At 61.0% G+C, this 23,329-nt stretch carries 22 protein-coding genes and 2 pseudogenes; 15 read left to right on the plus strand and 9 right to left on the minus strand.

Annotated elements, in window-relative coordinates; all coding sequences use genetic code 11:
- Window positions 1–3: 3 nt before the first annotated feature.
- The 5 genes from C5J24_RS20670 to C5J24_RS20690 are packed head-to-tail and all read left to right on the plus strand — an operon-like array spanning window position 4 to window position 6,054.
- Complete coding sequence (locus C5J24_RS20670; protein ID WP_105404920.1) at window positions 4–867, plus strand: ABC transporter permease; 864 nt, start codon at window positions 4–6, stop codon at window positions 865–867.
- Window positions 868–894: 27 nt separating this feature from the next.
- Entirely contained in the window at window positions 895–1,677 is a 783-nt protein-coding gene (locus C5J24_RS20675; protein WP_105404919.1) for an SDR family NAD(P)-dependent oxidoreductase, read from the plus strand.
- 6 nt (window positions 1,678–1,683) lie between these two features.
- On the plus strand, window positions 1,684–2,682 hold the full coding sequence (locus tag C5J24_RS20680; protein ID WP_245437452.1) for an ABC transporter ATP-binding protein: 999 nt from the start codon (window positions 1,684–1,686) through the stop codon (window positions 2,680–2,682).
- An 8-nt stretch (window positions 2,683–2,690) separates the two neighbouring features.
- Window positions 2,691–3,674: an ABC transporter ATP-binding protein gene (locus tag C5J24_RS20685; protein WP_105420602.1), complete on the plus strand. Its 984-nt coding sequence runs from the start codon at window positions 2,691–2,693 to the stop codon at window positions 3,672–3,674.
- 25 nt (window positions 3,675–3,699) lie between these two features.
- Window positions 3,700–6,054 carry a penicillin acylase family protein gene (locus tag C5J24_RS20690; protein WP_105420537.1) on the plus strand — a complete coding sequence of 785 codons (2,355 nt, stop codon included), beginning with the start codon at window positions 3,700–3,702 and terminating at the stop codon, window positions 6,052–6,054.
- On the opposite strand, the gene C5J24_RS20695 is transcribed toward C5J24_RS20690, so the two are convergent.
- Window positions 5,994–6,425, minus strand: a complete 432-nt coding sequence (locus tag C5J24_RS20695) for a GntR family transcriptional regulator (RefSeq protein WP_245446728.1) — start codon at window positions 6,423–6,425, stop codon at window positions 5,994–5,996. The two genes, C5J24_RS20690 and C5J24_RS20695, sit on opposite strands and share 61 nt — an antisense overlap.
- Window positions 6,426–6,475: 50 nt before the next feature.
- Between C5J24_RS20695 and C5J24_RS32435 the strand changes: the two are divergent.
- Window positions 6,476–6,688: pseudogene (locus tag C5J24_RS32435) on the plus strand (IS6 family transposase); the annotation flags it as partial.
- 21 nt (window positions 6,689–6,709) lie between these two features.
- Here the strand turns inward: C5J24_RS32435 and C5J24_RS20705 are convergent.
- Window positions 6,710–7,234: a hypothetical protein gene (locus tag C5J24_RS20705; protein WP_105420539.1), complete on the minus strand. Its 525-nt coding sequence runs from the start codon at window positions 7,232–7,234 to the stop codon at window positions 6,710–6,712.
- Between the two features lie 370 nt (window positions 7,235–7,604).
- Here C5J24_RS20705 and C5J24_RS20710 point away from each other — a divergent pair, with 370 nt between their 5' ends.
- Window positions 7,605–8,078: a DUF411 domain-containing protein gene (locus tag C5J24_RS20710; RefSeq protein WP_172724078.1), complete on the plus strand. Its 474-nt coding sequence runs from the start codon at window positions 7,605–7,607 to the stop codon at window positions 8,076–8,078.
- Between the two features lie 297 nt (window positions 8,079–8,375).
- Here the strand turns inward: C5J24_RS20710 and C5J24_RS20715 are convergent, their stop codons facing one another.
- From C5J24_RS20715 to C5J24_RS20740, 6 genes are all read right to left on the minus strand, one after another.
- A complete protein-coding gene (locus C5J24_RS20715) occupies window positions 8,376–9,371 on the minus strand; it encodes an ABC transporter ATP-binding protein (protein ID WP_105404780.1) in 996 nt (331 codons plus the stop codon).
- Between the two features lie 13 nt (window positions 9,372–9,384).
- Entirely contained in the window at window positions 9,385–10,356 is a 972-nt protein-coding gene (locus C5J24_RS20720; RefSeq protein ID WP_105420541.1) for an ABC transporter ATP-binding protein, read from the minus strand.
- Window positions 10,357–10,370: 14 nt separating this feature from the next.
- The gene (locus tag C5J24_RS20725) at window positions 10,371–11,582 is read right to left on the minus strand and encodes an ABC transporter permease (protein ID WP_105420543.1); all 1,212 of its coding nucleotides are present in this window, start codon (window positions 11,580–11,582) and stop codon (window positions 10,371–10,373) included.
- Window positions 11,579–12,562 carry an ABC transporter permease gene (locus C5J24_RS20730; protein WP_105420545.1) on the minus strand — a complete coding sequence of 328 codons (984 nt, stop codon included), beginning with the start codon at window positions 12,560–12,562 and terminating at the stop codon, window positions 11,579–11,581. The genes C5J24_RS20725 and C5J24_RS20730 overlap by 4 nt, the downstream gene beginning before the upstream one ends.
- Window positions 12,562–13,965, minus strand: a complete 1,404-nt coding sequence (locus C5J24_RS20735; RefSeq protein WP_172724072.1) for a lyase family protein — start codon at window positions 13,963–13,965, stop codon at window positions 12,562–12,564. The genes C5J24_RS20730 and C5J24_RS20735 overlap by 1 nt, the downstream gene beginning before the upstream one ends.
- Before the next feature lie 69 nt (window positions 13,966–14,034).
- Window positions 14,035–15,642, minus strand: a complete 1,608-nt coding sequence (locus tag C5J24_RS20740) for an ABC transporter substrate-binding protein (protein ID WP_245437455.1) — start codon at window positions 15,640–15,642, stop codon at window positions 14,035–14,037.
- Between the two features lie 123 nt (window positions 15,643–15,765).
- Between C5J24_RS20740 and C5J24_RS20745 the strand changes: the two genes are divergently transcribed.
- Complete coding sequence (locus C5J24_RS20745) at window positions 15,766–16,647, plus strand: LysR substrate-binding domain-containing protein (RefSeq protein WP_172724073.1); 882 nt, start codon at window positions 15,766–15,768, stop codon at window positions 16,645–16,647.
- Between the two features lie 82 nt (window positions 16,648–16,729).
- Window positions 16,730–17,428: an efflux RND transporter periplasmic adaptor subunit gene (locus C5J24_RS20750; RefSeq protein WP_105420549.1), complete on the plus strand. Its 699-nt coding sequence runs from the start codon at window positions 16,730–16,732 to the stop codon at window positions 17,426–17,428.
- Window positions 17,429–17,445: 17 nt separating this feature from the next.
- Here the strand turns inward: C5J24_RS20750 and C5J24_RS20755 are convergent, their stop codons facing one another.
- Complete coding sequence (locus C5J24_RS20755; protein ID WP_342588839.1) at window positions 17,446–17,691, minus strand: hypothetical protein; 246 nt, start codon at window positions 17,689–17,691, stop codon at window positions 17,446–17,448.
- A 433-nt stretch (window positions 17,692–18,124) separates the two neighbouring features.
- Between C5J24_RS20755 and C5J24_RS20760 the strand changes: the two genes are divergently transcribed.
- From C5J24_RS20760 to C5J24_RS20775, 6 genes and pseudogenes are all read left to right on the plus strand, one after another.
- Window positions 18,125–18,601 (plus strand): RNA polymerase sigma factor, encoded by a 477-nt coding sequence (locus C5J24_RS20760; RefSeq protein ID WP_105420551.1) that lies wholly within the window; start codon window positions 18,125–18,127, stop codon window positions 18,599–18,601.
- 113 nt (window positions 18,602–18,714) lie between these two features.
- Window positions 18,715–18,861: pseudogene (locus C5J24_RS32695) on the plus strand (FecR/PupR family sigma factor regulator); the annotation flags it as partial.
- Between the two features lie 84 nt (window positions 18,862–18,945).
- A complete protein-coding gene (locus tag C5J24_RS20765; RefSeq protein WP_245437456.1) occupies window positions 18,946–19,689 on the plus strand; it encodes a FecR family protein in 744 nt (247 codons plus the stop codon).
- Between the two features lie 193 nt (window positions 19,690–19,882).
- Window positions 19,883–20,656 carry an STN domain-containing protein gene (locus tag C5J24_RS32440; RefSeq protein ID WP_245446730.1) on the plus strand — a complete coding sequence of 258 codons (774 nt, stop codon included), beginning with the start codon at window positions 19,883–19,885 and terminating at the stop codon, window positions 20,654–20,656.
- Window positions 20,641–22,449, plus strand: coding sequence for a TonB-dependent receptor domain-containing protein (locus C5J24_RS20770; protein WP_245446738.1), 1,809 nt, complete (start codon window positions 20,641–20,643; stop codon window positions 22,447–22,449). Before C5J24_RS32440 ends, C5J24_RS20770 begins: the two co-directional genes overlap by 16 nt.
- Before the next feature lie 79 nt (window positions 22,450–22,528).
- A complete protein-coding gene (locus tag C5J24_RS20775; protein WP_105404764.1) occupies window positions 22,529–23,323 on the plus strand; it encodes a hemolysin in 795 nt (264 codons plus the stop codon).
- The last annotated feature ends 6 nt before the right edge of the window (window positions 23,324–23,329 follow it).

Below are 23,329 nucleotides of genomic sequence, written 5' to 3' on the forward strand. Positions count from 1 at the left end.
GCTTTGAGCACCGCCGTCCTCGCCCTTAGCCAGCGCCTTCGCCGGGTCCCTCTCTCGGTCATCGTCGTATCGGTCATCTTCCTGGTGATCGTGCTGCTGGCGATCTTCGCGCCCTGGGTGGCGCCAGCCGATCCCAACCGGCAGAACCTGCTCGGCCGCCTGAAACCGCCGGGTTTCGAGATGCGCGGTATCACCTACTGGCTCGGAACCGACGACCTCGGCCGTGATCTGCTGTCTCGCACGCTCTATGGGGCAGGGGTCTCGCTGTCGGTCGCGGTGCTGTCCGTGGTCGTCTCTTCGCTGGTCGGCGTCACGCTCGGCATGATCGCCGGCTGGTTCCGCGGCAAGATCGAGATCCTCATCATGCGCCTCGTCGACATCATGATGTCGATCCCGGCAATCCTGCTCGCGGTGCTCACCGTCGCGGTACTCGGCCCGGGCTTCCTGAAACTGGTCCTGGTGCTCGGCCTGACACGCTGGCCGCGCTATACCCGCGTCGCCTATGCCCAGACGCTGCAGGTGGCGAACCTGCCGTTCATCAAGGCTTCGGAACTTGCGGGCGCCGGGGCGGCGCGCATTCTTTTCCATCACATCCTGCCGAATATCGCCGGCCCGGTACTGATCGTCGCCACCGCAGAATTCGGCCTGATGATCCTGATGGAAGCGGGCCTTTCCTTCCTCGGCCTCGGCATCCAGCCGCCGGCTTCGAGCTGGGGCTCGATCATGAGCGTCGGCCGTCAATATATCGAGCGGGCCTGGTGGATCGTCGCCTTTCCGGGCGCCTGTCTCTTCCTGCTCGTCTTTTCCGTCAACGTGCTTGGCGACTGGTTGCGAGACCAGCTCGACCCACGTTCCCGTACCCGTTGAGTCTTTGGCGCGTTGAGGTTTTAAGTCATGGAATTCGAAAACAAGACCATCGTGATCACCGGCGCCGCTGGCATTTTCGGCCGCTGGATCGCCGCTTATTTCGCCCGGGAAGGCGCCACGCTGTGTCTCAGCGACGTCCGCATGGACGGGCTGGAAAAGGCGGTCTCCGAGCTCGGGCTCGACCGTTCCAAGGTGCTGCTGCATGCGACTGAGCTGACCAGCGACGCCTCGATGCTCGACCTCGTCGATCTCGTGAAGCGCGAATGGAAGGCGCCGGACGTCCTGGTCAACAATGCCGGCATCTACACCCGCTTCAGCCTGCTGGAGATGGAGTTCTCCGACTGGGACCGCGTCTTCGGCGTCAACCTGCGCGCACCCTTCGTGCTGTCGCGCGAGTTCGCCAGGCTGATGATCGCGGAAGGCAAAACCGGCTCGATCGTCAACATCTCCTCCGGCGCCGCCCGCAAGATGACCCAGAACGGTGTTCCCTACTGCACGTCGAAGACAGCCATCGAACGCCTGTCCAAGGGTTTCGCCATGGAGCTCGCCGAATACGGCATCCGCGTCAATGTCGTCGAGCCGGGCTTCGCGCCGGGCAGCGAAGTCAGCGAGCTTTCCGACGAATACGTCAGCAACATGCTGAAGAACATTCCGCTCGGCCGCGCCAGTGGCCCCGAGGATGCGCCGGGCGCCATCGCCTATCTCTGCTCGGACAAGGCCGCCTTCATCACCGGCGCCGTGATCAGTGTCGATGGCGGCAATTCGATCGGCAATTACAAGCGCCCCGAGCGGGCGAAGACGGCAGGCTGAGGACAGATGATGGACGCCGCCGCCAATCCGCTGCTTTCCGTCGACAGGCTGACCATCGATATCGGTGGCGCCAACGTCGTCGACGACATCTCCTTCACCGTCGCGCCCGGCAAGGTCATGGCGCTGGTGGGCGAGTCCGGCTGCGGCAAGTCGCTGACCTCCTATGCCATGCTCGGCCTGCTGCCGCCTGCCGCCACGCGCACCGCCGGCCGGATCATGTTGGAAAACACCGACCTTGCGGCCCTCTCGGAACGGCAGTTCCGCAAGGCGCGCGGCAAGGACATGTCGATCATCTTCCAGGAACCGAGTGCTTCGCTCGACCCGCTGACGACGGTCGGCTCGCAGATTGCCGAGGCCTATCGGGTCCACCATGGCGTCTCAAAGGCAGATGCTTACGAAAAGGCGCGGCAGATGCTGGTCGATGTCGGCATTCCCGACCCGACCCGGCGGCTGGATCAATATCCGTTCGAACTGTCCGGCGGCATGTGCCAGCGCATCATGATCTCGATCGCGCTGATCTGCGGCCCGCGCGTTCTGGTCGCCGACGAACCGACCACGGCGCTCGACGTGACCATCCAGGCGCAGATTCTCGACCTGATGAAGAAACTGGTCGCCGACCGCGGCACCGCGATCGTGCTGATCACCCACGACATGGGCGTGGTGGCCGACATCGCCGACGACGTGGCGGTCATGTATGCCGGCCGGATCGCCGAAATCGCGCCCGTGCACGATCTCTTCCGGCAGCCGAAACACCCCTACACAGCCCTGCTGCTTGCCAGCGTTCCCAAGCTCGATGATGCGCCGAAGGCGGACCTCGCGACCATCGAGGGGACGGTGCCGACGCCGAACGAATTCGGCGTGGGTTGCCGTTTCACTGAACGCTGTCCGCTCGCGACCGAGAAGTGTCGCACCGAACAGCCGCCGCTCTTCGATTGCGGCGCAGGCCACCGCTCGGCCTGCTGGCATATCGACCGCATGGCGGAAATCCGCGAGGTGGCGGCATGAGCGAGCCGATGAAATCCAGCAAAACCGGGCACGTTCTCGAAATCCGCGATGTCGCGGTGCATTTCGGCGGCCGCGGCGGACTGCTCGGTAAGTCAGGTCCAGTGGTCAAGGCCGTCAATGGCGTCGACCTCGATATCGCCCGCGGCGAGACGGTGGCGCTGGTCGGCGAATCCGGCTGCGGCAAGTCGACGCTTTCCAATGCCATCGTCGGCCTGCAGGCTCCCATTTCGGGAAGCGTGCGGATCAGCGGCGACGAAGTGGTCGGCGCCAGTCGCCGCGAGCTCAACGACATCCGCCGCAAGGTGCAGATGATTTTTCAGGATCCGGCGCTGTCTCTCGATCCGCGCTCGACCCTTGGCGCGACGATCGGCGAGCCGCTGATCGTGCGCGGCGTCGCCAAGGGGAAGGCGCTGAAGGAACGGGTCGCGACGCTGCTGCAGCAGGTCGGCCTGCGTCCCGAACACGCGGACCGTTATCCGCACCAGTTTTCCGGCGGCCAGCGCCAGCGCGTGGTGATCGCAAGGGCGCTCGCTCTGGAGCCGGACCTCCTGATCTGCGATGAGCCGGTCTCGGCGCTCGACGTCTCGGTACGCGCCCAGATCCTCAACCTGCTGGTGGCGCTGCAGAAGCGCACCGGCGTTTCCTATCTCTTCGTCAGCCATGATCTCGGCGTGGTCCGGCATATCTGCGACCGGGTCGTGGTCATGTATCTCGGCCGTTTCGTCGAGATGGCCGACCGCGACACTTTCTTCGCCAATCCGAAACATCCCTATACCAAGGCGCTGATGTCGGCCGTGCCGGAAGCCGACCCGGAAGTGCAGCGTGCCAAGCAACGCTTTATCCTCAGCGGCGAATTGCCAAGTCCTTCAAACATCCCGTCCGGCTGTGCATTCCATACGCGCTGCCCGCTGGCGACCGAAATCTGCTCGCGAGAGCGGCCGGAACTGACGCCGCGTGCCGATGGCGCGCGCGTCGCCTGCCATCACGCCTAAGAGCCATGACGCATAAGAGACTGCCATGACGGATGCCCCGACGAACGAAACCCTCCGGCTGGCCGGCCTCGAAGCGCAGGCGGAAATCCGCATCGATCGCTGGGGCATCCCGCATATTAAGGCGGCGAGCGAGAAGGACCTTTTCTTCGTCCAGGGTTTCAACGCCGCCCGCGACCGGCTGTGGCAGCTCGACCTCTGGCGCAAGCGCGGCCTCGGCCTTCTCGCCGCCGATTTCGGCCCCGGCTACCTGGCGCAGGACCATGCCGCCCGGCATTTCCTCTATCGCGGCGACATGGCCCCGGAATGGATTTCCTACGCGCCGGATACGCAGGCGATCTGCACCGCCTTTGCCGCTGGCATCAATGCCTATGTCGCGCTTTGCGAGGCAGAGCAGGCTCGCTTGCCGCCAGAATTCGCCATCTTCGGCACCAGGCCGTCACGCTGGCAGCCGGCGGACGTGGTGCGGATCCGCAGCCATGCGCTGACCCGTAACGGCATTTCCGAAATCCTGCGTGCCAACATCATGACGCTTGCGGACGCAGAGACCGACCTGCTGCGCTTCGAGCTCGATCCACCGGTCTCGCCGACGCCGGAGGAGGGGATTTCACTCGCCGATATCCCGCTCGCCGCGACCCGCCTGTTCAAGCTCGCCACAGCCGCCGTCATCTTCGACAAGGCACGCCTGGCCGCAACGCTCGGCGATGTCTGGAAATGGACCGAGGTTACCGATCTCGGCGATATCGTCCAGGCGATCGCGGAGGAGGGGTCCAACAACTGGGCGGTGCACGGTTCGCGCACCGAAAGCGGCCGGCCGATCCTCGCAAGCGATCCGCACCGAGCGCACGCCGTGCCGTCGCTGCGGTATCTCGTCCATCTCGAGGCTCCGGGCCTCAACGTCATCGGCACAGGTGAACCGACCGCGCCCGGTGTCTCGCTCGGCCATAACGACCGCACCGCCTTCGGCCTCACCATCTTCGGCGCCGATCAGGAAGATGTCTATGTCTACCAGACCAAGGAAGGCGATCCGGAGCACTATCGTTACGCCGACGGCTGGGAGAAGATCACCCGCATCGAGGAGAATTTCCCGGTCAAGGGCTATCCCGACCAGACGCTGACGCTCTCGTTCACCCGCCACGGCCCGATCCTCCATGAGAACCCGAAGATCCATCAGGTCATCGCCATGCGCACCGTCTGGCTGGCGCCCGGTACGGCCGCTTATCTCGGCAGCCTGTCCTATATGCGCAGCGGCTCCGTCCAGGCGTTTTCTCAGGCGCTCGGATCCTGGGGCACGCCCTCGGTCAACCACGTCAGTGCAGATGTTGACGGCAATATCGGCTGGTTCACCGCCGGTTTCACGCCGGTGCGCCGCAACTGGGAAGGGCTGCTACCCGTGCCGGGCCATGGCAGCCACGAATGGGACGGCTTCCTGCCCGCCGGCGAGCTGCCGCGCAAGTATAATCCCGGTGAAGGTTTCGTCGCCTCGGCCAACGAGATGAACCTGCCGGCCGACCGCGACCCGAAAGCGCCATCGATCGGTCACGAGTGGGCGGAAGTGAGCCGTGCCCAGCGCATCAAGTCGGTCCTGCGCGTCGATCCCAAACATACGTTGAAAGCCTCGATGGCTTTGCAGACCGACGTCTATTCCCGCCCGGCCGCGACCATCTGCGCCATGCTCCAACAAGTTGCCAGCCGTCAACCGCTGGATGACCGGCAGGAACATACCACAAAGCTTTTCAACGGCTGGGATTATCGTCTCGAAGCAGGGAGTGCGGCGGCGGCGCTGTTCGAAGTCTGGTGGATGAAGCACCTGCGACCGGCACTGCTCGCCAAACTCGCACCGAACCCGACCGTCCGCCAGTTGCTGCTGCCCGGCGATGTTGACCGCATGCTGGCGCTTATCAGCGAATCCGGCACGCTCTGGGATGCTGCCGAACGAGACGCCATGCTGGTATCGACGCTTTCCGACGGCTTTGCAGATTGCGAAAACCGACTCGGTGCTGAGCCGACGGCTTGGCGCTGGGGCGACCTGCACCGCGCGCTCTTCGAACACGCGACCAGCCGCATCAAGACCGAAGATGCGACCGACTGGGATGTCGGCCCGCTGCCCGTCGGCGGCAGCCGTTCGACGCCCATGCATGCCGGCTATCGGATGGGCGATTTCGGCGTCAACGCCGGCGCCTCGGTCCGCCTCGTCATGGATGTCGGCGACTGGGACAACAGCGTCTGCATCAATACGCCCGGCCAGTCCGGCGATCCCCGTTCGCGTCATTATGGGGACCTGGCCAGTATTTGGTCGAAAGGCGAATACGTGCCGCTCCTCTACAGCGAAGCCCACATCGCCCGGGAAACAATCCACCGCATCATGCTTCTGCCGGGTTGAGCAGGCGGGGAGGGAGGGTTGGTGAATACGCTTTGTCGGATGTGTCTTTCAACGAGCGCCTTCAGCCTCTTCCCGTCGCGCGCCTGCAGAAGATCAACCATCTCATGATGCTCCCGAGCCGATTGCTCGATTCGCGCCCGCGTCTTCCACTGGGAAACGGGAGCGGAAGACGTGCGCTGTCGGAGTTCGGCGATAATCCCATCCAGTTCGTCGTTACCAGACAGCTGCACGAAGGCCCGATGGAAGTTCAGATTGGCTTCATACAGTTCCAGCACGGTCCCGTGCAGGATCAGGCTTTCGAACCGCTCGGCCGTCGGGTGTGCTGGCGCTTGAATTTCGACGGTACTCGAAGCCGAGCAGAGGTAGCTCATCGGCATCGCCAACTTAGCGAAACATGGACTTCGACGTGAGATGAAGGGCCATGACACGTGACCCTCTTTACCGCCGCCATCGTTTTCCCGCCGAGATCATAGCTCACGCTGTGTGGCAGTATTTCCGCTTTCCCCTTAGTCTGGGGATGGTCGAGGACATGCTGGCGGCACGAGGGATTATTGTCTCGCACCAGACGGTTCGGCTGTGGGCAGGGAAATTCGGGCGGGCCTTTGCCACCGAGATCCGCCGTCGCTGCGCGGGTCGGCCCTGACGGATTACATGCTCAGGCGTTGACGACAGCGGCGATGTCGCGAAGATGCCGAAAGTCCCGTGGCGCCTTGGGCGCCAGTAGATCTTTTTCGATCTCCATGACGATAGAGCGGACCGTGTCGGTCCTGTTCATGCCACTGGCCGCCATCACCCACCGGACGTCGTCATCGGTCCTGGCGGAGATCTTGAATGACAAGCGACGATTGGGGATGCGGATTGTCGGCGTTATGTGCTTGCCCCTCTCGGCCTTCGACCTCTGCCATGCTCCGAAGTTGCGGCGCAGGGCATTCGTTCTCGGCTCGTCTTGCCGAAGTCGCTGAAGATAGGATGCAAACAACGTTTTCCTGAAGCGCGTGGTAGCAGTCGGATCGATGCGATAGGCGGCGGCATCGAGGATCTCGACCTCGGGCGCGGGAATGCTGACTTCGAGCGCGACCTCGGCCACCTCGCGTGCGCGCCGGATGGCCGGCGTGGACTGCGCGGGGATGGCGACAACGGCGTCGCATTCATGGCAGACCACGGCCAGGATGCCCTTCACCGTGCCGGATCCGCTATCGAACGGAACGTCGCGATAGGCGAACGTCGTCGCGACCAGCTTTCCGCAGTGCGGGCAAATGGCTTTGCTGGTATCGCCTGGTTGGTATCGCCTGGTTGGTAGAGCTTCATGAAAGCCTCACTGATGCACGCTGATGAATACGGTATCCGGGTCGACGAAGTAGGACTCGATGTACCAGCCATCACTTTGGGGTGCAGCATGTGACGGGACATTCACCGGGCTTGAAAACGTCCTCAAAGGATCGAAAAATGGATAAAGCTCAGGCGACAATCGAAAATCCGGCCGCATGTCGATGGCTGAGCCGAACGGCCGCCTCCGCTGCTTCAATGATCGACAACGTATCGATGCCGAAATGGGCATACAGATCAGCGATCGTGCCTTCATATGCTCCGCAATCGCGACCATCGCAGTTGCCAGCACGGCCCCAGCGCGGGCGTCGCAAACCAGAATGACGGTCTATAGAGACCCGACCTGCGGCTGTTGCGGCGCATGGGCCAACGCCATAGCGAAGGCCGATATTGCCGTCGACGTTCAGGAGGTCGACGATCTTGACTCGGTAAAGCGGAGATACCGTGTGCCGAAAAATCTGGAAGGCTGCCATACGGCGACCATCGGCAAATATTTCATCGAGGGACATGTCCCGCTGGAAGCCGTTGAGAGACTGCTCAACGATGCTCCGGATATCCTTGGGCTGGCAGTACCGGGTATGCCCGTGGGATCACTTGGAATGGGCGACAATCCGGCAGTAGCGTCATTCGAGGTGTGGAGTGTCGAGGAGCAAGGTGGAGCGTCAATCTTCATGAGCGTTCGGCCGACGAAGCTTTGAGCCTGCTTGCGGTTGCCTGTTCACCCATTCCATGCGGCTTGGTAGCCCGGGAGAGTCCACTAATCCCTCCCGACAGATTTCTCCGCTATGATTATTCGTTTTGAAATGTTCACCGACCGAATACGAAAGGACCAAGGCTCATGTTCCTTGCGGGTTGGGGCACTACAATCTTGGGGCGGCGGTCACAGTCGATATCATCGATCAGGGTGTCCTTTTCCGAAGTGCTGGCATGGCAAAGCGTTTTGCTTCTTCGATCGTCACCTCCGATCGCAGGCCCTGCGCGGCAAGCTTCTCTGTTTACAATCTCTTGGAATGCGGCTCCACATTTAGGCATGCATGGACATGCCCGGGTTCGATTTCTCGCAACTCGGGCCGGACCCGATGGCAATGGTCGGTCACCATCGGACAACGCGGATGGAAGTGACAACCGGATGGCGGATTAAGCGGGGAGGGTATCTCGCCCTGGATCGGCATGAACCGCCGGCGTTGCGCCGAGATTTTCGGCATCCCGTCCAGCAGCATGCGCGTATAGGGATGCGTCGGCGATGCGAAAAGTTCCGACGTTTTGGCAAGCTCCACCACGCGACCAAGATACATGACGGCCACGCGATCGCAGAGATGGCGTATGACGCCGAGGTCATGGCTGATGAAGATCATCGCCAGGCCGCTATCACGCCTAATGTCCAGCAGAAGATTGATGATCTGCGCCTGAACAGACACGTCGAGCGCGGCCACCGCCTCATCACAGATCAGCATGTCGGGCTTCACAGCCAGCGCCCGGGCGATGCCGACGCGCTGACGCTGGCCGCCGGAAAATTGATGAGGGTAGCGGCCGACGCTGTCCGCCGGGAGGCCGACGCGCGCAAGGATGTCGACCACATAATCCTTCACCCGCGAGCGCGGCACCAGTCCGTGCAGGACCGCCGCTTCGCCGACGATCTCCCCGACGCGCAGGCGCGGATTGAGCGAGGACATCGGGTCCTGGAAAACCATCTGGACTTTCAGCGCGTCCCGCTTGCGCCTCAGGAAGCTGTCGTAATCTTCGCCGCGAAAGCGCCGTTCACCCGAAGAGGCTGGAAGAATCCCGGCGATCATCCGGGCGAGCGTCGACTTGCCGCAGCCGGACTCGCCGACGACGCCCAGCGTCTCGCCCTCGTTCAACGTCATCGAAACATTATCCACCGCGCGCAGGACGGCCGGCTGCCGGTTGCGCAGGAAATGGTCCGTGAAGTCCTGCAACGGTGAGCTTCCAACGGCAAAGCTGCGTGACAGGTCTTTTGCTTCGAAAATCATCTCGTTCACGGCATCAATCCTCGAATGGGTGATAGCACCAGATGCGGTGCGTCTCAGACAATTGCCTCGCCTGCACCGGTTGGCGGCAGATGTCCGTCATGCGCTCGCAGCGGTTGGCGAACGGACAGCCTTCGCCGAGCGTCAGAAGGGATGGCATGTTGCCGGGGATCTGCTTCAGTTTTTCTCCCGGCGCGTTGCGGGAGGGAACTGACTCGAGCAGCTTTCGGGTATAGGGATGACGGGCGGCGCCGATGATCTCCTCGGTCGTGCCGATCTCCATCATGGCGCCGGCATACATGACCATGATCCGATCGGCGAGTTCGGAAAGCGTCGAAAGATCGTGAGTTATCCAGATCATGCCGAGCCCTCGCTCGTCGATCTGGCGGCGGATCTGGTAGATGATCTGCGCCTGGATCGTCACGTCGAGCGCCGTGGTCGGTTCGTCGGCAATGATCAGGTCCGGCCCGAGAAGAAGCGCAATGGCGATGACCACACGCTGGCGCATGCCGCCCGAAATCTCGTGCGGATAGGCGTTGAGCCGTTCTTCGGGCGATGGGATGCCGACTGATCGCAGCGCCTCAATGCAGCGATCGTACATTTCCTTGCGGGGTACGCTTTCATGGGCGCTGATCGCCTCGTACATCTGGTCGCGCACCCGCATCAGCGGGTTCAGCGTCATCAGCGGGTTCTGGAAGACCATGGCGATGCGGTTGCCGCGATAATGGCGCATCTCCTCGAAATCGAGGCCGGTCAGTTCCTGGCCGTCGAGGCTGATCGAACCGGATACGATGCGACCGGGCTCGTCGATCTGGCCCATGATCGACATCCCCGTCACCGATTTGCCAGACCCGGATTCGCCAACGATGCCGAGAACCTCGCCGCGGGCGACTTCGAAGGAGATGTCACGTACCGACTTGATGGTGCCCTTGCGGGTGAAGAACCAGGTATTGAGGCCATCGACCTTGAAGAAAAACGTGTCGCTCACTGTCCGGCCTTCCTCTAGCGGTCGAGCCGCGGATTGTTGAGATCGCGCAGACGGTCGCCGAGCAGGTTCATGGCAACGATCATCACCAGGAGCACGACGCCGGGATAGATGCTGATCCAGTATTTCTGCGAAAAGATGAACTCATAGCCGCTGGCGATCAGCATGCCGAGCGAGGGCCGCGTCAGGGGCAGGCCGACGCCGAGGAAGCTCAGCGAGGACTCCATCGATATCGCCGCGGCAATGTTCAAGGTAAACAGCACGATGATCTGCGGCATACAGTTCGGCAGGACATGGCGCAGCATGATGCGCACCGGCGAAAGACGCAGGCAGCGGGCCGCCTCGACATATTCCTTGCCGAGTTCGCTCATGGCGAAGGAGCGCGCCGTGCGGGCATAATAGGACCATTGCACGATGACGATGGCGAGCACGACCTTGCTGACGCCATTGCCGAGAATGGCGAGGATCGCGAGGCCGATGAGCAGCGCCGGCAGGCCGAGCATGAAGTCCACGGCGCGCATGATGATGGCGTCCGTCACCCCGCGCTGCCAGGCGGCGAACAAGCCGAGTGCGGTCCCGAGCACCATGGCCGCACCCGCGGCCACCAGCCCGACCACGACGCTGATGCGGATGCCGTAAAGGATGGCCGAGAGCATGTCGCGGCCGAAATTGTCCGTGCCGAGCCGAAAGACGAAATCGGTTTCCTGATCGAGCGATTTGGCGATCGCGAGCAGCGTGAAGCTTGCCGGCAAGGAGGTCGCGGAGGTGATCCTGACCTCACTGCTCTCGGGATTGTCGATCGTCCACCAAGGCTGGATCGGATGTTTCTTCGCACCCTCGATCGTCGCACCGTTCGGCAGGTTGCGGACCTGCAGGCTCCCGAGCCTGGCGGCCGTGGGTTCGACGCTGACAGTCAGACAGTTCGGACCACACGAAGAGGCCGCCAAAGAAAGCCGGGTCTTCGTCGGTGAGGCAGGCAGGACGGTGATCGCGCCATTGTTGACGCGGATATTGACGCGGACCTCCTCTCCCGGAAGCATCCGCTTCGAGCCGGTCGGCTTCAATGCGTCGGAAAGCTGCAGATGCGTCAGGTCATACGGGTCGGTCGGCGCAAGTAACGGCGCGAAAATGGCACAGAACACGAAGACGAGGCTCACCGTCAGACTGATGACAGCGGAACGGCTTTCGGCAAAGCGCCGCGCGAAATCCTGAAAACTCGCGATACTCATGCCGCACGCCGCCTCAGAACGGATTTGACGCGGGGATCGATGATCATGTGCAGAATATCGACGATGAAGTTGATGGCGATAAAGAGCAGCGCCGTATAGGTAAGCTGGGCTACGATCATCGGCCGGTCGAGCACTTTGATGGAATTGATGAGCAGCTTGCCCAAGCCCGGCCAGGAGAACACCGTCTCAGTGATGACGCCATAGGCGAGCAGATTGCCGAGTTCGATGCCGGTCACAGTAACGAGCGGCACCAGCGCGTTGCGGAGAATGTGGCCGACCACCACCGACCTGCTTCGCACGCCCTTGGCATAGGCGAACTTGACGAAGTCAAGCCGACAGATCTCCATGGTCGCGGCCCGCGTCACGCGCATCAGCAGAGACATTTTCAGGAGCGCCAGGCTGAAGGCCGGCATGATGACATGCGACCAGCCGTCGAGCGTCCAGAGGCTGGAGGTGATGCCGAAATGGGTTGCCAGTTCACCGCGATCGCCCACGGGCAGGATTGGCAGGGCGATGCCGAATGCGACGATCAGCAGCATGCCCTGCCAGAAGGTCGGGATGCTGACCCCGATCAATGAGAAGGCCATGATACCGCGCCCGGGCAGCGATTGCGGCCGCAACCCGGCATAAAGGCCGGCGGGAATGGAAATGCCGACGGCAAGAATGAAGGCGACGAGGCCGAGTTCCAGGCTGGCTGGCAGGCGCTGCAACAGGATGCCGACGACCGGTTCCTTATAGACAAAGGATGCGCCCCAGTCGCCTTGCACGGCATTGCCGAGGAAGATTGCGTATTGTTCCCAGAGCGGTTTGTCGAGGCCAAGCGCTGTGACGGCCGCCACCCGGTCGGCCTCGGAAGCCTCCGACGAGATCAGGATATCCACTGGATTGCCGATCAGGCGGACGCCGACGAACAGGACGATCGACATGATCAGGACGACGATGACGCTCTGGAACAGCCGCTGCAGCACGAAGGACAGCATCAGCTTTCGGCCTTCAGATAGACGTTGATATGGCGCTGCTCGGCTGTCGGGAGGGTACCGCTGCCGATATCCCGGACAAGCGCACCGAAATGCAAGGCGTATTCGACGCAGATCCCTCCCGCGCTGCCGGCCGCCAGACGGTCTTCTATGGCGGCGCGCACCGTTTCGCCGCCCGGCAGGCGCGCCAGTTCTTCCATGAACGGCGCAGCGCCGCTCGCAGCTGCCATGGCTGCCTCATGCACGAGTTCATGGCCCCTGTGCTTGCCGATGAGGCCGCCCAGCTGCATCATGGCAAACTCGCCGAAGATGGCGCCACCGGACAGGTCCAGGTTCACCCGCATTCGCTCCTTATCGATGATCAGGTCACGCACCAGAAGCTCCGTACGCACGACTATCTCGGAGACGGCCGCGATCACCTCGACCAGTCCGTCCTCGAACATCTGGTTAGCGCTGCCATCCGACTCGAACGGGCGATGGGCGCTCGCCATGAGCATGCCGGCACTGGAATAGAGCTTGTTGCTGTTGGCGATGATGCCGTAGCAGAGGATCGGGTTGATCTTTTGCGGCATGGTGGACGAGCCGATCGAGCCTTCCACGCGGCCCTCGCTGACCTCGCCATATTCCTCCGACGAGCTCAGATAGACCTCTTCCGCGATCTTGTGGCAGATCGACGCCATCAGCGTCAGGGCATTGACGTATTCGCAGATATGCGTGCGGATCGCCCGCGAGGGAATGGCCATTTCACTCATGCCGAGCAGAGCCGCCACCCGTGACTGGAAAACCGGCCCCTGCCTGCCGAGCGCCGAGAAGCAGCCGACCGCTCCTCCGCTCATGACCGCGAAGGCCCGCGCTTCCGCTTCTTTCAGCCGATCCATGGCCTGCAGGAATTCTTCGATCCACACGGCGACTTTGAAACCGAAGGTGATCGGCACGGCATGCCGATAATGGGTGCGCCCGGCCATGATCGTGTTGGCATGGGCGCGGGCATGGCCGCCGAGATGGCGAACGATATCGTTGAGAAACCCGTCGATGACGACCTGGGCGCGTTTGGCAAGCAAAAGCAGCCCGGTCTGGATGACGTTCTGGGTGGTGATGCCCCAATGAACGTAGCCACCGTGTTCAGGTCCGGAGATCCGGACGAGTTCATTGATGAGCGGCATCAGCGGGTGACGCGTGGTTCGATAACCCGCGTCGAGGCGCTGCAAGTCGAGCAGCTCGCAACGGCAATTGTCGGCGATCACCTTGGCCGACGCCGCCGGGATCATCAGCAGTTCCCCCTGTGCCAGCGCGACCGCGCGTTCGACATCGAGAAATGCCTGGTACATCGCCGTGGATGCGAATGCGTCCCGCAGCCCCCGATAGTCGTATTGCGACGTCAGAGCGTCATTGAATTCAGCACCCATCTTACGCCTTGCTTTCATGAAATTGGCGGCAAGGCCGGTTTGGGATCCCGGCCTTGCCGATATCGCGCCTCATTCCGGACGGGCGGTATAGAAGATGTTGGTCAGGTTGGTATTGGCCTCGTAACGGACGCCATTGCGGACACCCCAGACGCCGAACTCGTGATAGAGCGGCACGTAACCGTCGTCCTTCTGGACCTGCGCCACGGCCGAACGCAACAGTTCCTCCCGCTTGACATCGTCCAGCGTCGATTGGGCGTCTTCGAGCGCCTTGTCGGTGATCTTGCTGGAATAACGCCCGCGGTTCGCGCCGCCCCAGCCCTTTTCCGGATTGCGCGAGCCGGCGAGATTGATCATCTGGCTCAGGCCTTCTCCCGTATCGGCGGCCGCGCCGGCAAGGTAGAGGCTGTATTCATAGGCGCTCGCCTTGGTGAAGTAGATGCTGAAGGGGAAGGTCTCCAACGTCACGTTCAGGCCGATCTGAGAAAGCATGGCGGTTATGGCCTGGGCGACCTGCGCGCCGTTGACATAACGGTCGCTCGGGGCGTTCAGCGTCAGCGAGAAGCCATTCGGATAGCCCGCTTCCGCCAGCAGTCGCTTGGCCTCGGCAGGGTTGTAGGCATAGGGTTGCAGGTTTGGATCGTGACCGAATACGCCGTCGACGACAATCTGGCTTGCAGGCTGAGCCATGCCGCCCATCACGGTTTCGGCAATCTGCTCGCGGTTGATCGCCAGGTTCAGCGCCTTTCGGACCCGTGGATCGAGGAAAGGGTTCTTGCCATCCGTGCCGGAGACCTTCGGCGTCTTTTCCTGGCCCTGGTCGGGCAGAAGAAAAATCAGAAGCGTCGACGGCATTGAGGCGAGATGATACTTGCCGGAGGTCTGGATGCTGTCGACGCTGTTGATCGGGACGGCGTTGATGACGTCGACCGAACCGCCGAGCAGCGCCGCAATACGGGCACTGTTGTCCGGCAAGGACTTGACCAGAACCGTTTCATAGCCTGCAGCCGCGCCGTAATATTGCGGGTTGCGCTCAAGCTCGATCTCGACATCCGGGGTGAACTTCTTCACCCGGTAGTGACCTATGCCCGCAGAGGTCTTGCCGCCGTTGAAATCACCCGTCGCCAGCCAGTTGTCGTTGCCGCAGTTCTTTTCGTCATAGGTCAGCATTCGGCCGGTCGGATTTTCGACGATACCGATATAGCTCAGGTTGCGCAGAAGGTTCGGATCCGGCTTCTTGGTCTCGATCTCGATCTTTCCGCCGCCGGCATCCCTGATGTTTTTGACGGTTGAGATGAAGCTGCTGAAAAGGCCAGGACTGTTCGGTACGTTGCGCACCCGGCAGAGCGAATAGACAACGTCATCGGCACTCAGCGTCTTGCCGCTGTCGAACCTGGCCTTGGGCTCCAGCGTCACGACCCATTTGGTATCCCCCTGAATTTCCCAGGATTTCGCCAGCCGCGGCTCCACCTCGCCGTTAACCCCGTTGGCGTAGACCAAGGCGTCGGAAATGTTTTCGCGCAGGTCGAAATTGTAGCCGGCGCGATGGAAATGCGGATCGACGGACGTTGCCAGCGCCGAAAGCCCCACGCGCAATTGCTTCGCAGATGCCGGAAGCGACGAAAGCACGGTTCCGCCGGCGAGTGTCAGGCACATCAATGCCAATGATGAACTTTTCATGGTCCTCCCCCACTTTGTTCAGGTTCTAGACCCTAGCGCCACCGCCGCCGTCGAAAAATCGAATTTTTCTCCGCTCGATTGAGTATTTCTCAATCAATTCGTATAACGATGCAGGAGGAGCCTATGACGGGAAAACGCAGACGCGATCTGCCGCCCATGACCTCGCTTCCTGTATTCGAAGCGGTCGGCCGGCATGCGAGCATCGCCAAGGCGGCGCAGGAGCTTTGTCTGACACCCGGTGCAGTCAGCCGGCAGATCCAGAACCTCGAAGCCTTCCTGGGATCCGAACTGTTTGAACGCATGCATCGCAAGATCGCCCTCACTCCGGCCGGAGAAGTCTACTGGGCCAGGATCCATGCCTCTCTCGGTGATATTCGCGCGGTCACCAGCGATATTTCCATCAGTATAGAGCAACGGCCGCTGGTGATCGGAAGCCCGCGCGTTTTCCTGCAGAAGTGCATCATGCCGGCACTCGGCAGTCTTTATGCACGGCATCCCGACATCCATGTGCGCTTCGTGACCGGCAATCAGGACACGGAGGCTCTGGACGGCATGATCTATGTGGGCAAGCCAATGAACCGCACGGGTTTCCTCTGCGAGGTGCTGGCCGACGCCAACCTCATGCCCATCTGCAGTCCAGCCTACCTGCGCCGCGCGCCGCCGCTTGAAACACCGGATGACCTTGAGCGGCACGTGCTGCTGCGCTCCGCAGAATTCACCCGCAACTGGGAACTGTGGCTCGGAATTCGCGCCGCGCGGGTATTCGCGAACGCTCGCTTCATCGATCTGGAGAGTTCAGGCCTCGAGCTGACGGCTGCGATTGAAGGGCTGGGTATTGCCATAGTGCGCGAGAAGCTTGTCAGGCAGGAACTGGCGGAGGAGCAGCTCATTCCTCTCTTTGCTGACCACACGGTGCGGGAACACTACGCCTTCGTGTTCGCCGAACCGAAACTAAGGTCGGAGAGTTTTCGTGCGCTCCGGAGCTGGCTGAAGAATGCAGTGTGAGTAGGACACAAGCAATCCGGCTAGACGCCGCAGTTGATCGAGATCATTGCGCGTATCGCGGCCGAGGCGCAGCAAAGATAGCATGAGCTCTCTCCATCCTGACCGCAGGGAACGCATATGCGATCGCCTGGTGGCCAAGGCCAATATTGGCGACGCCAAAGCGCAACAGCAACTGCAGTCAACCATATTGGACTTCTACACCCTCGCGGCGCCGTACGATGCCATGGTGACCACGCGCCTCAGGGAACTCGGCTCGGCGCTCGGCGCCGGTGAACCCGTGTTCACGCTGATCGACCCAAAGACCGTGTGGGCGCTCGCTTACGTCGACGAGAGCAAGGCCGGCGAGATCACCGTCGGCGAACCCGCCGAGATCGTGCTGCGTTCTCAGCCTGGCAAGCGTATCGCCGGCCACGTCGCGCGCATCCAGCCGGAAAGCGACCGGGTCAACGAGGAGCGGCGGGTCGAGATCACGTTCGACTCGCCGCCCGCCGACTTGTATCTCGGTGAGCAGGCTGAGGCCCACATCACGAGCGTTCGGCTTCCGCAGGCCCTATTGGTCCCGGAGGCGGCCATCATCGGCCTCGGCAAAAATCAAGGGACCGTATGGACCGTCGAGGATGGATCCCTGGAGCAGCGCAACGTGACACTTGGGCACCGGTTGCTCGACGGTCGTATTGAGATCACCGGTGGTGTCCCCGAGCACGCCCTCATCCTCACGACATTGCGCAGTGGACTGCGCATCGGCCGTGCCGCGCAGGTCGCCGAAGGGACAAGTCGATGAATCTGCCTACCGGGACATCAAGAACAATCTCCCGCGTTTTTCAATGAGCAGCCGCAACGGCCTGCTCGTCGATATTTGCGCGGGCATAGATCTAATTCGGCACTTGTCTCCGAAATCGCCGAGGCGGAGCCCGACTTTTCCGGCGGCGCGCTTCCGACGATCAGGCCGGTTGTCGTCAGCACGACCGGCACGAAACCGACGGCGATCACCATGGTTGCGCCGAGAACTCCGAAGAGGCTTTCGCAATAGGCGGCGACCGACATCAGAAACATGCCCGCAGAGTTTATCAGCAGGCCCAGGCACTCATGGTCAAAGAGATCGGCTACCGGCCGGGCTCTGCCCTCAGGTCGGGTTTGTGTGGAATGAGCTTGTCAAAAGCTGTAGTCCGCAATCGGCGCCAAAAAGGCCGGGCCGCTGGTTGCTCCACATACCTTGCCGTCCCGCATCTGATATCCGGTAAACAGAAATAACGTCCGGTTTGTCGAGTTCATCGACTGAGCCCAAGGAATCATGATAAATACACTCAAGTTTTATTGGCGGCGATCAGTAGGAGTGATATAGCTCCTGCAAATCTTGTCGATTGATCGAAATTTCGGATTGAGAACAGTCGATCAACTGCGCCGACAGCGCCTGCAAGACTGCATATGTTTTGAGTATTTTGGAATGGGTATAGGAAAAAATGGCGAGCGGTACGCAATGTACCTGCAAAATCGCAAGGCGCTTGTCGACTACGCGACGCCGCTCGTTGGATCGAGGGCTGAAGCCGAAGATGTTGTCCAGGACGCCTACCTGAAATTCGTCCCCGCCGAAACTGGCGAAAGCGTTTCGCACAAGGGATATCTCTTTCAGATCGTCCGCAATCTTTCCTTCAACAGGCGGCGGCGCAAGAAACTTGAAGAATCGGTGGCGTCTCCTGACATTCCGTGGTGGGCATTGCCGATGCCCAACGATACGCCTGAAGATAGTCTGCTTTTTCATGAGCGCGTCAAAACGGTCGCGGCAACTGTCGATGCCTTGCCGGAACGAGCCAGGCTGGTGTTGCAAATGTACAGGTTCGACGGCCTCTCATTGAAGGAAATTGCCGAAATTCTCAATCTCTCCACAACCTCGGTTCATCGACTGCTCAACGATGCAATGAGGATGATCAAGGAAGAAATGTCGCGCGGGCCCTGAGTTGAGGAAAGGCCCTCGAGAAAAAAACATGCGCCCCTGGAAATTTCGAGTGGGTTGAGTGTCTATAGAGTAAGAACAGGGAACAACGCTCTGCGTGATTTAAAGCTGGCAGTATGACCATCGATTCAAGAACGAGGACGCTGTCCGACCAGGCGACGGATTGGCTTATCCTGATCCGTGAAAGCCCAGAGGATCCGAGCCTGCGATCGGCATTCGAAGCCTGGCTCCTTGAGGCACCGGAGCACCGGCGCGAGTGGCAGGAAACCTGCGAGATGTGGCAGGCGTTGGGGCAGATGCCACCAGCTGTTCGAGAAGCCTTACCGCTCACCGCAGGCGCACCGCCCATGCGCCGATTCAGCCTGACCTCCAGACTTGTGGGCGCTGCAATCTTCACCGGCACGGCACTCTGTCTTCTGCTCCTGGCCGGTCCCTCACTGCTTATCCGGCTGCAGGCGGATTATGTAACGGACACGGCCCAAAGCCGAAGTATAACGCTTGAAGACGGAAGCTCCGTCGTGCTTGCAGCCGATAGTGCCATGGCGCTGGCATTTTCCGGCGACAGGCGTGGCGTCATCCTGCTCAAGGGAGAAGCGTTCTTCGATATCGCACCCGAAAAGACGCGACCGTTCACTGTCGAAGGAGGTGGACTGAAGGTCGAGGTTCTGGGAACCGCCTTCGACGTCCGCGTCGGTGGCGATGAGACGGCGGTCGCCCTCGCTCGTGGCGCGGTCAAGGCTTCCCCCGACAGAGCCGGCGCGACGGAACACGTCCTTGCCCCCGGGGGCATGTTGACGCTTGATCACGCAAGTGGTGGCGTTACGGCGTCCGCAGTCGCTATCGCCGATATCGGTTCCTGGAGGCAAGGCAGGCTCCTTGTCGTGGACCAGACAATCGGTTCGGTCATCGAACAGATTCAGCGCTACCATCCGGCTCTGATCTCCATCCCCGACCGGAGCCTTGCGAACCGGAGAGTGAGCGGGATCTACGACCTGAACGCCCCCGATCAGGCCCTCGGTGCACTGGTCGACCCGTATGGCGGAAAAGTTCGCAAAATATCCGATTACGTCCGGGTGATATCCCGCCTCTAAACAAAGTTGATAGTAATATTCATGATTTAGCGGAAAAGTGAAACTTTCCGCGGAAATCTGGCATTGCCCAATTGTCTCTAAGTCGAAGGCCCCCGGATGGCGGGCTGAAGACGGAGAGACTTGGGGTATTATGGCATTCGGGGCGGACGCAAGGGCAATTCGTAGCAGGGGCAGGGGGCCCCTCTGCAGGGTGATGTTGTGGAGCTCCGCCTTCACTGTCTTGTGGCTGGCAGGTTATGCCGTTGCACAGGACCAGACCGGCGCGGCGTCACCGACGGCAAGTCGGGCAGACACGCACAACTTCGACATTCCAGCCCAACGGCTTGCCGGCGCCTTATCCGCCTTTAATCGCCAGTCCGGCTTTCAGGTGACCCAGGCCTCGGGTGACACGCAGCCAGGCGTTACCGTCAATGCGGTGCGAGGCACCATGTCGCCGCAACAGGCACTGGCGCAGATGCTGGCCGGAACCGGCATACCCTTCTGGTTTACGGGGAACCGGGCGGCGGTGATCGGCGGCCAGCATTCGGCCAGCACGGACGCCGCGGATGAAAGTTTCACAGTTCTGGCGCCCATCATCATCAGGTCATCTCGACGGGCAAATACGGGATCGGGTTTTCAGGGAACGCCGGACTGGGTCTATGAAACACCATCGAGCGTCAGCGTCGTATCGCGCGAAGCGATCAAGAAGGCGCCATCGCGAAATGCCCGCGATCTTCTCGATAACGTCGCCGGCGTCCTGGTCAACCGCTCCGAAGGCCAGAACCCGGGCATGAGCATCAACATCCGCGGCCTTCAGGATCAGAACCGCGTGGTCACGATGATCGATGGCGCCCGACAGAACTTCCAGCGCAATGGTCATGGCGCAAGCCAGCGGACCTATGTCGATACGGCATTCTTCGCGAAATCGATATCGAGAAAAGCGGCGTTTCCGGCGTCGGTGGCGCGGGGGCGCTGGGCGGGTCGGTGAACTTCCGCACGCTTGTTGCAGACGACCTCATTGAAGGCGAAAAAGATTGGGGTCTCGAAGTCAACAGCACTGTCGGCAGCAACGGATTCAATTTCGACGGATCGGTCGTCGGCGCAGTTCGCCTTTCGGAAGACTTCTCGCTTCTTGGCGGTGTGAGCCACAAAAACATCGGTGCGTACAAGATCGGCAAGAACGGCGATGTCGAACTGACTGGCGAGGTGACGGATGGTGACGACACGTTGGTATTCACGGGCCAGGAATCGACCAATACCTTCTTCAAAGCCGAGGGCAATTTCACGGACGACCTGAACTTTTCGCTCTCCTGGTTGCGCAACGACTCGCAGTCGAGTCAGGGAGCGGCGGAAAACACCGGCGCCGGCGGCGAAGATATCCAGGATGTCGTCAACAACACGCTCACGGCAGGTTTCGAATGGGATCCGGACAGCGAGTTGATCGATCTCAAGGCCCGTTTCTGGTACAATCACACCCAGAACGACGAAATGCGAAACCGCGTCTATAACGGGGAAGACTGGACCCTGCCGGTCGAATACCGGTTGGCCACATATGGCGCCAGCATCGAAAACACCAGTCGCTTCAACACCGCAACCGGGCTGCTCTCCCTCAATTACGGCGTCGAAGCCTTTCAGGACGACGGCCAGTCCAGCACGCCATTCATGGTCCAGGACGGCATCGATTATTCATTGACCTATACCGGCACCAACCCGGCAGGCCGTCGCGACATGATCAGCGGATTTGCCAACGCGACGCTGGAGCATGACGATTGGCTGATGGTTTCGGGCGGCCTTCGCTATGACTATTATCATCTTCGCGGCTCGACATCGTTTTATGGCTCGCAAACGACCACGACGCCGCGCGTTTGCCTCCAGTGGAACGCTGCAGGCACAATTTGCAGGAGGTGGGGACCTGGCGGCACCGTTACCACCTACTACCCCGTGGAAACCGATATCGACCGTTCCGGCGGAGCGTTCCTGCCAACCGCGATGATCGCGGTGAAGGCGACCGACTGGCTGCAGCCTTTCGCAAAATATTCCCGCAGCTATCGTCCGCCGACGGCGATGGAGTCGCTGTTCAGCGGCGCGCATCCGAACACGACGCCCATCCAGTATGCCCCAAATCCCTTCCTCGAGCCGGAAAGCGGCAATACCTACGAGCTCGGCGCCAATATCTCGCTCGATGGCGTGTTTTCCGGCGATGATACGCTGCGGATGAAGGCCGTCGCCTTCTACCGTGAAATCGACGATTACATTTCCTTCGGAACGAACGTCTATCGCCCTGAAACGGCGATGGACTACGATTCTTTCGTGAACCTCGATGGCACGACCAGCATGAAGGGGCTTGAACTTGAGGCGAATTACGATGCCGGTTCCTACTATGTCGGCGGTTCGTTCACCTGGCTGGATGCGGAATTCCCCACCGCTTACAGCTACAACGGTCAGTCTTTCGACGCTGCACCTGCCGCTCTCTTCGTACCTCCCAAGACACGGTTTACCGTCAACGCCGGAGCACGCTTCCTGGAAGAGAAATTGACGGTCGGCGCCCGCGTCACCCATGTCGGAGACAGCGAACCCGCCTACGGGCAATTGGCGGGCAACTACAAGACGGACAAATATACGCTGCTGGACCTTTATGGCTCCTACACATTCAACGAGACGACGACGCTCAGGGTTGCCGTCAACAATGTCGCCGACATCGCCTACGTCCCGGCGCTTGGCTATCGAACGCTTCCGGCACCGGGGCGGACGGCCACGCTCTCCCTCAACGTCAAATTCTAGAATTTCGGCGGCAGCCCTCTGTCGCGGATCCGGGGTTCGCCAAGGGGCGGACATTTGAACTAACCCAAGGAGAAAGCAAATGACTGCAGTCCTTTCATTGACATCGGCAAGCAGCGATCTGCTCTATTACTTCGAAGAGGTGTGGAGTGCCGGTTTTGCTCCGTACAATGGCAACGGTGCGTTTGATAATCCGACCAGCTCGACCCATACCAATTGGGGTGCGGGCAATACCGCCGACTACGGTGTGGTTCTTGAGGGGAGCCCTCTCGACTACGCGCAGGGCGGGCTGGCGGGTACCAGCGATCTCGACACGATGGAGTTTGGTACGGGCTACAGCTATAATACCGCATCAGGGTCGAGCTTGACCGGCGTCGATCTGTCGATCGATTTCGGCGGCGCCGCGCCAACCGGCACCTTCAATGAAGCGATTTACTCGCTCTCACACGGCGGCGCTCTCGAAGGCGGTACCTTCTTCGGCCAGTCCTTTGACGGGCTATACGACTATTTCGCGGAAGTCGGAACCGCACAGAACGGAACTTCCAGCGCGGATGCGCTTTACAGTTTTGAAGGCAATGATGTCCTCACGGGCAATGGCGGGCTCGACTCGTTCATCTTCGACCTCAGCGGCGCTGGCTTGCTCGATACGGCATTCTCGGTCATCGGCGACGACACGATCGCCGATTTCAACTATGCCGCAGGTGAGGGGATCGTCATCGGGTTGAACAATGCAGCCTACGACACCTATGCCGAAATCATCGCGGCGACATCTAACACAGCATCCGGCGCGGTGATCGATCTCGGTTCCTATGGATCGATCACGTTGACGGGAGTGACGGTCGCAAACCTGTCCGCCTCGAATTTCGAATTCGTCTAACGCGGA

The organism is Neorhizobium sp. T25_27, assembly GCF_002968565.1.
GTDB lineage: Bacteria > Pseudomonadota > Alphaproteobacteria > Rhizobiales > Rhizobiaceae > Neorhizobium > Neorhizobium tomejilense.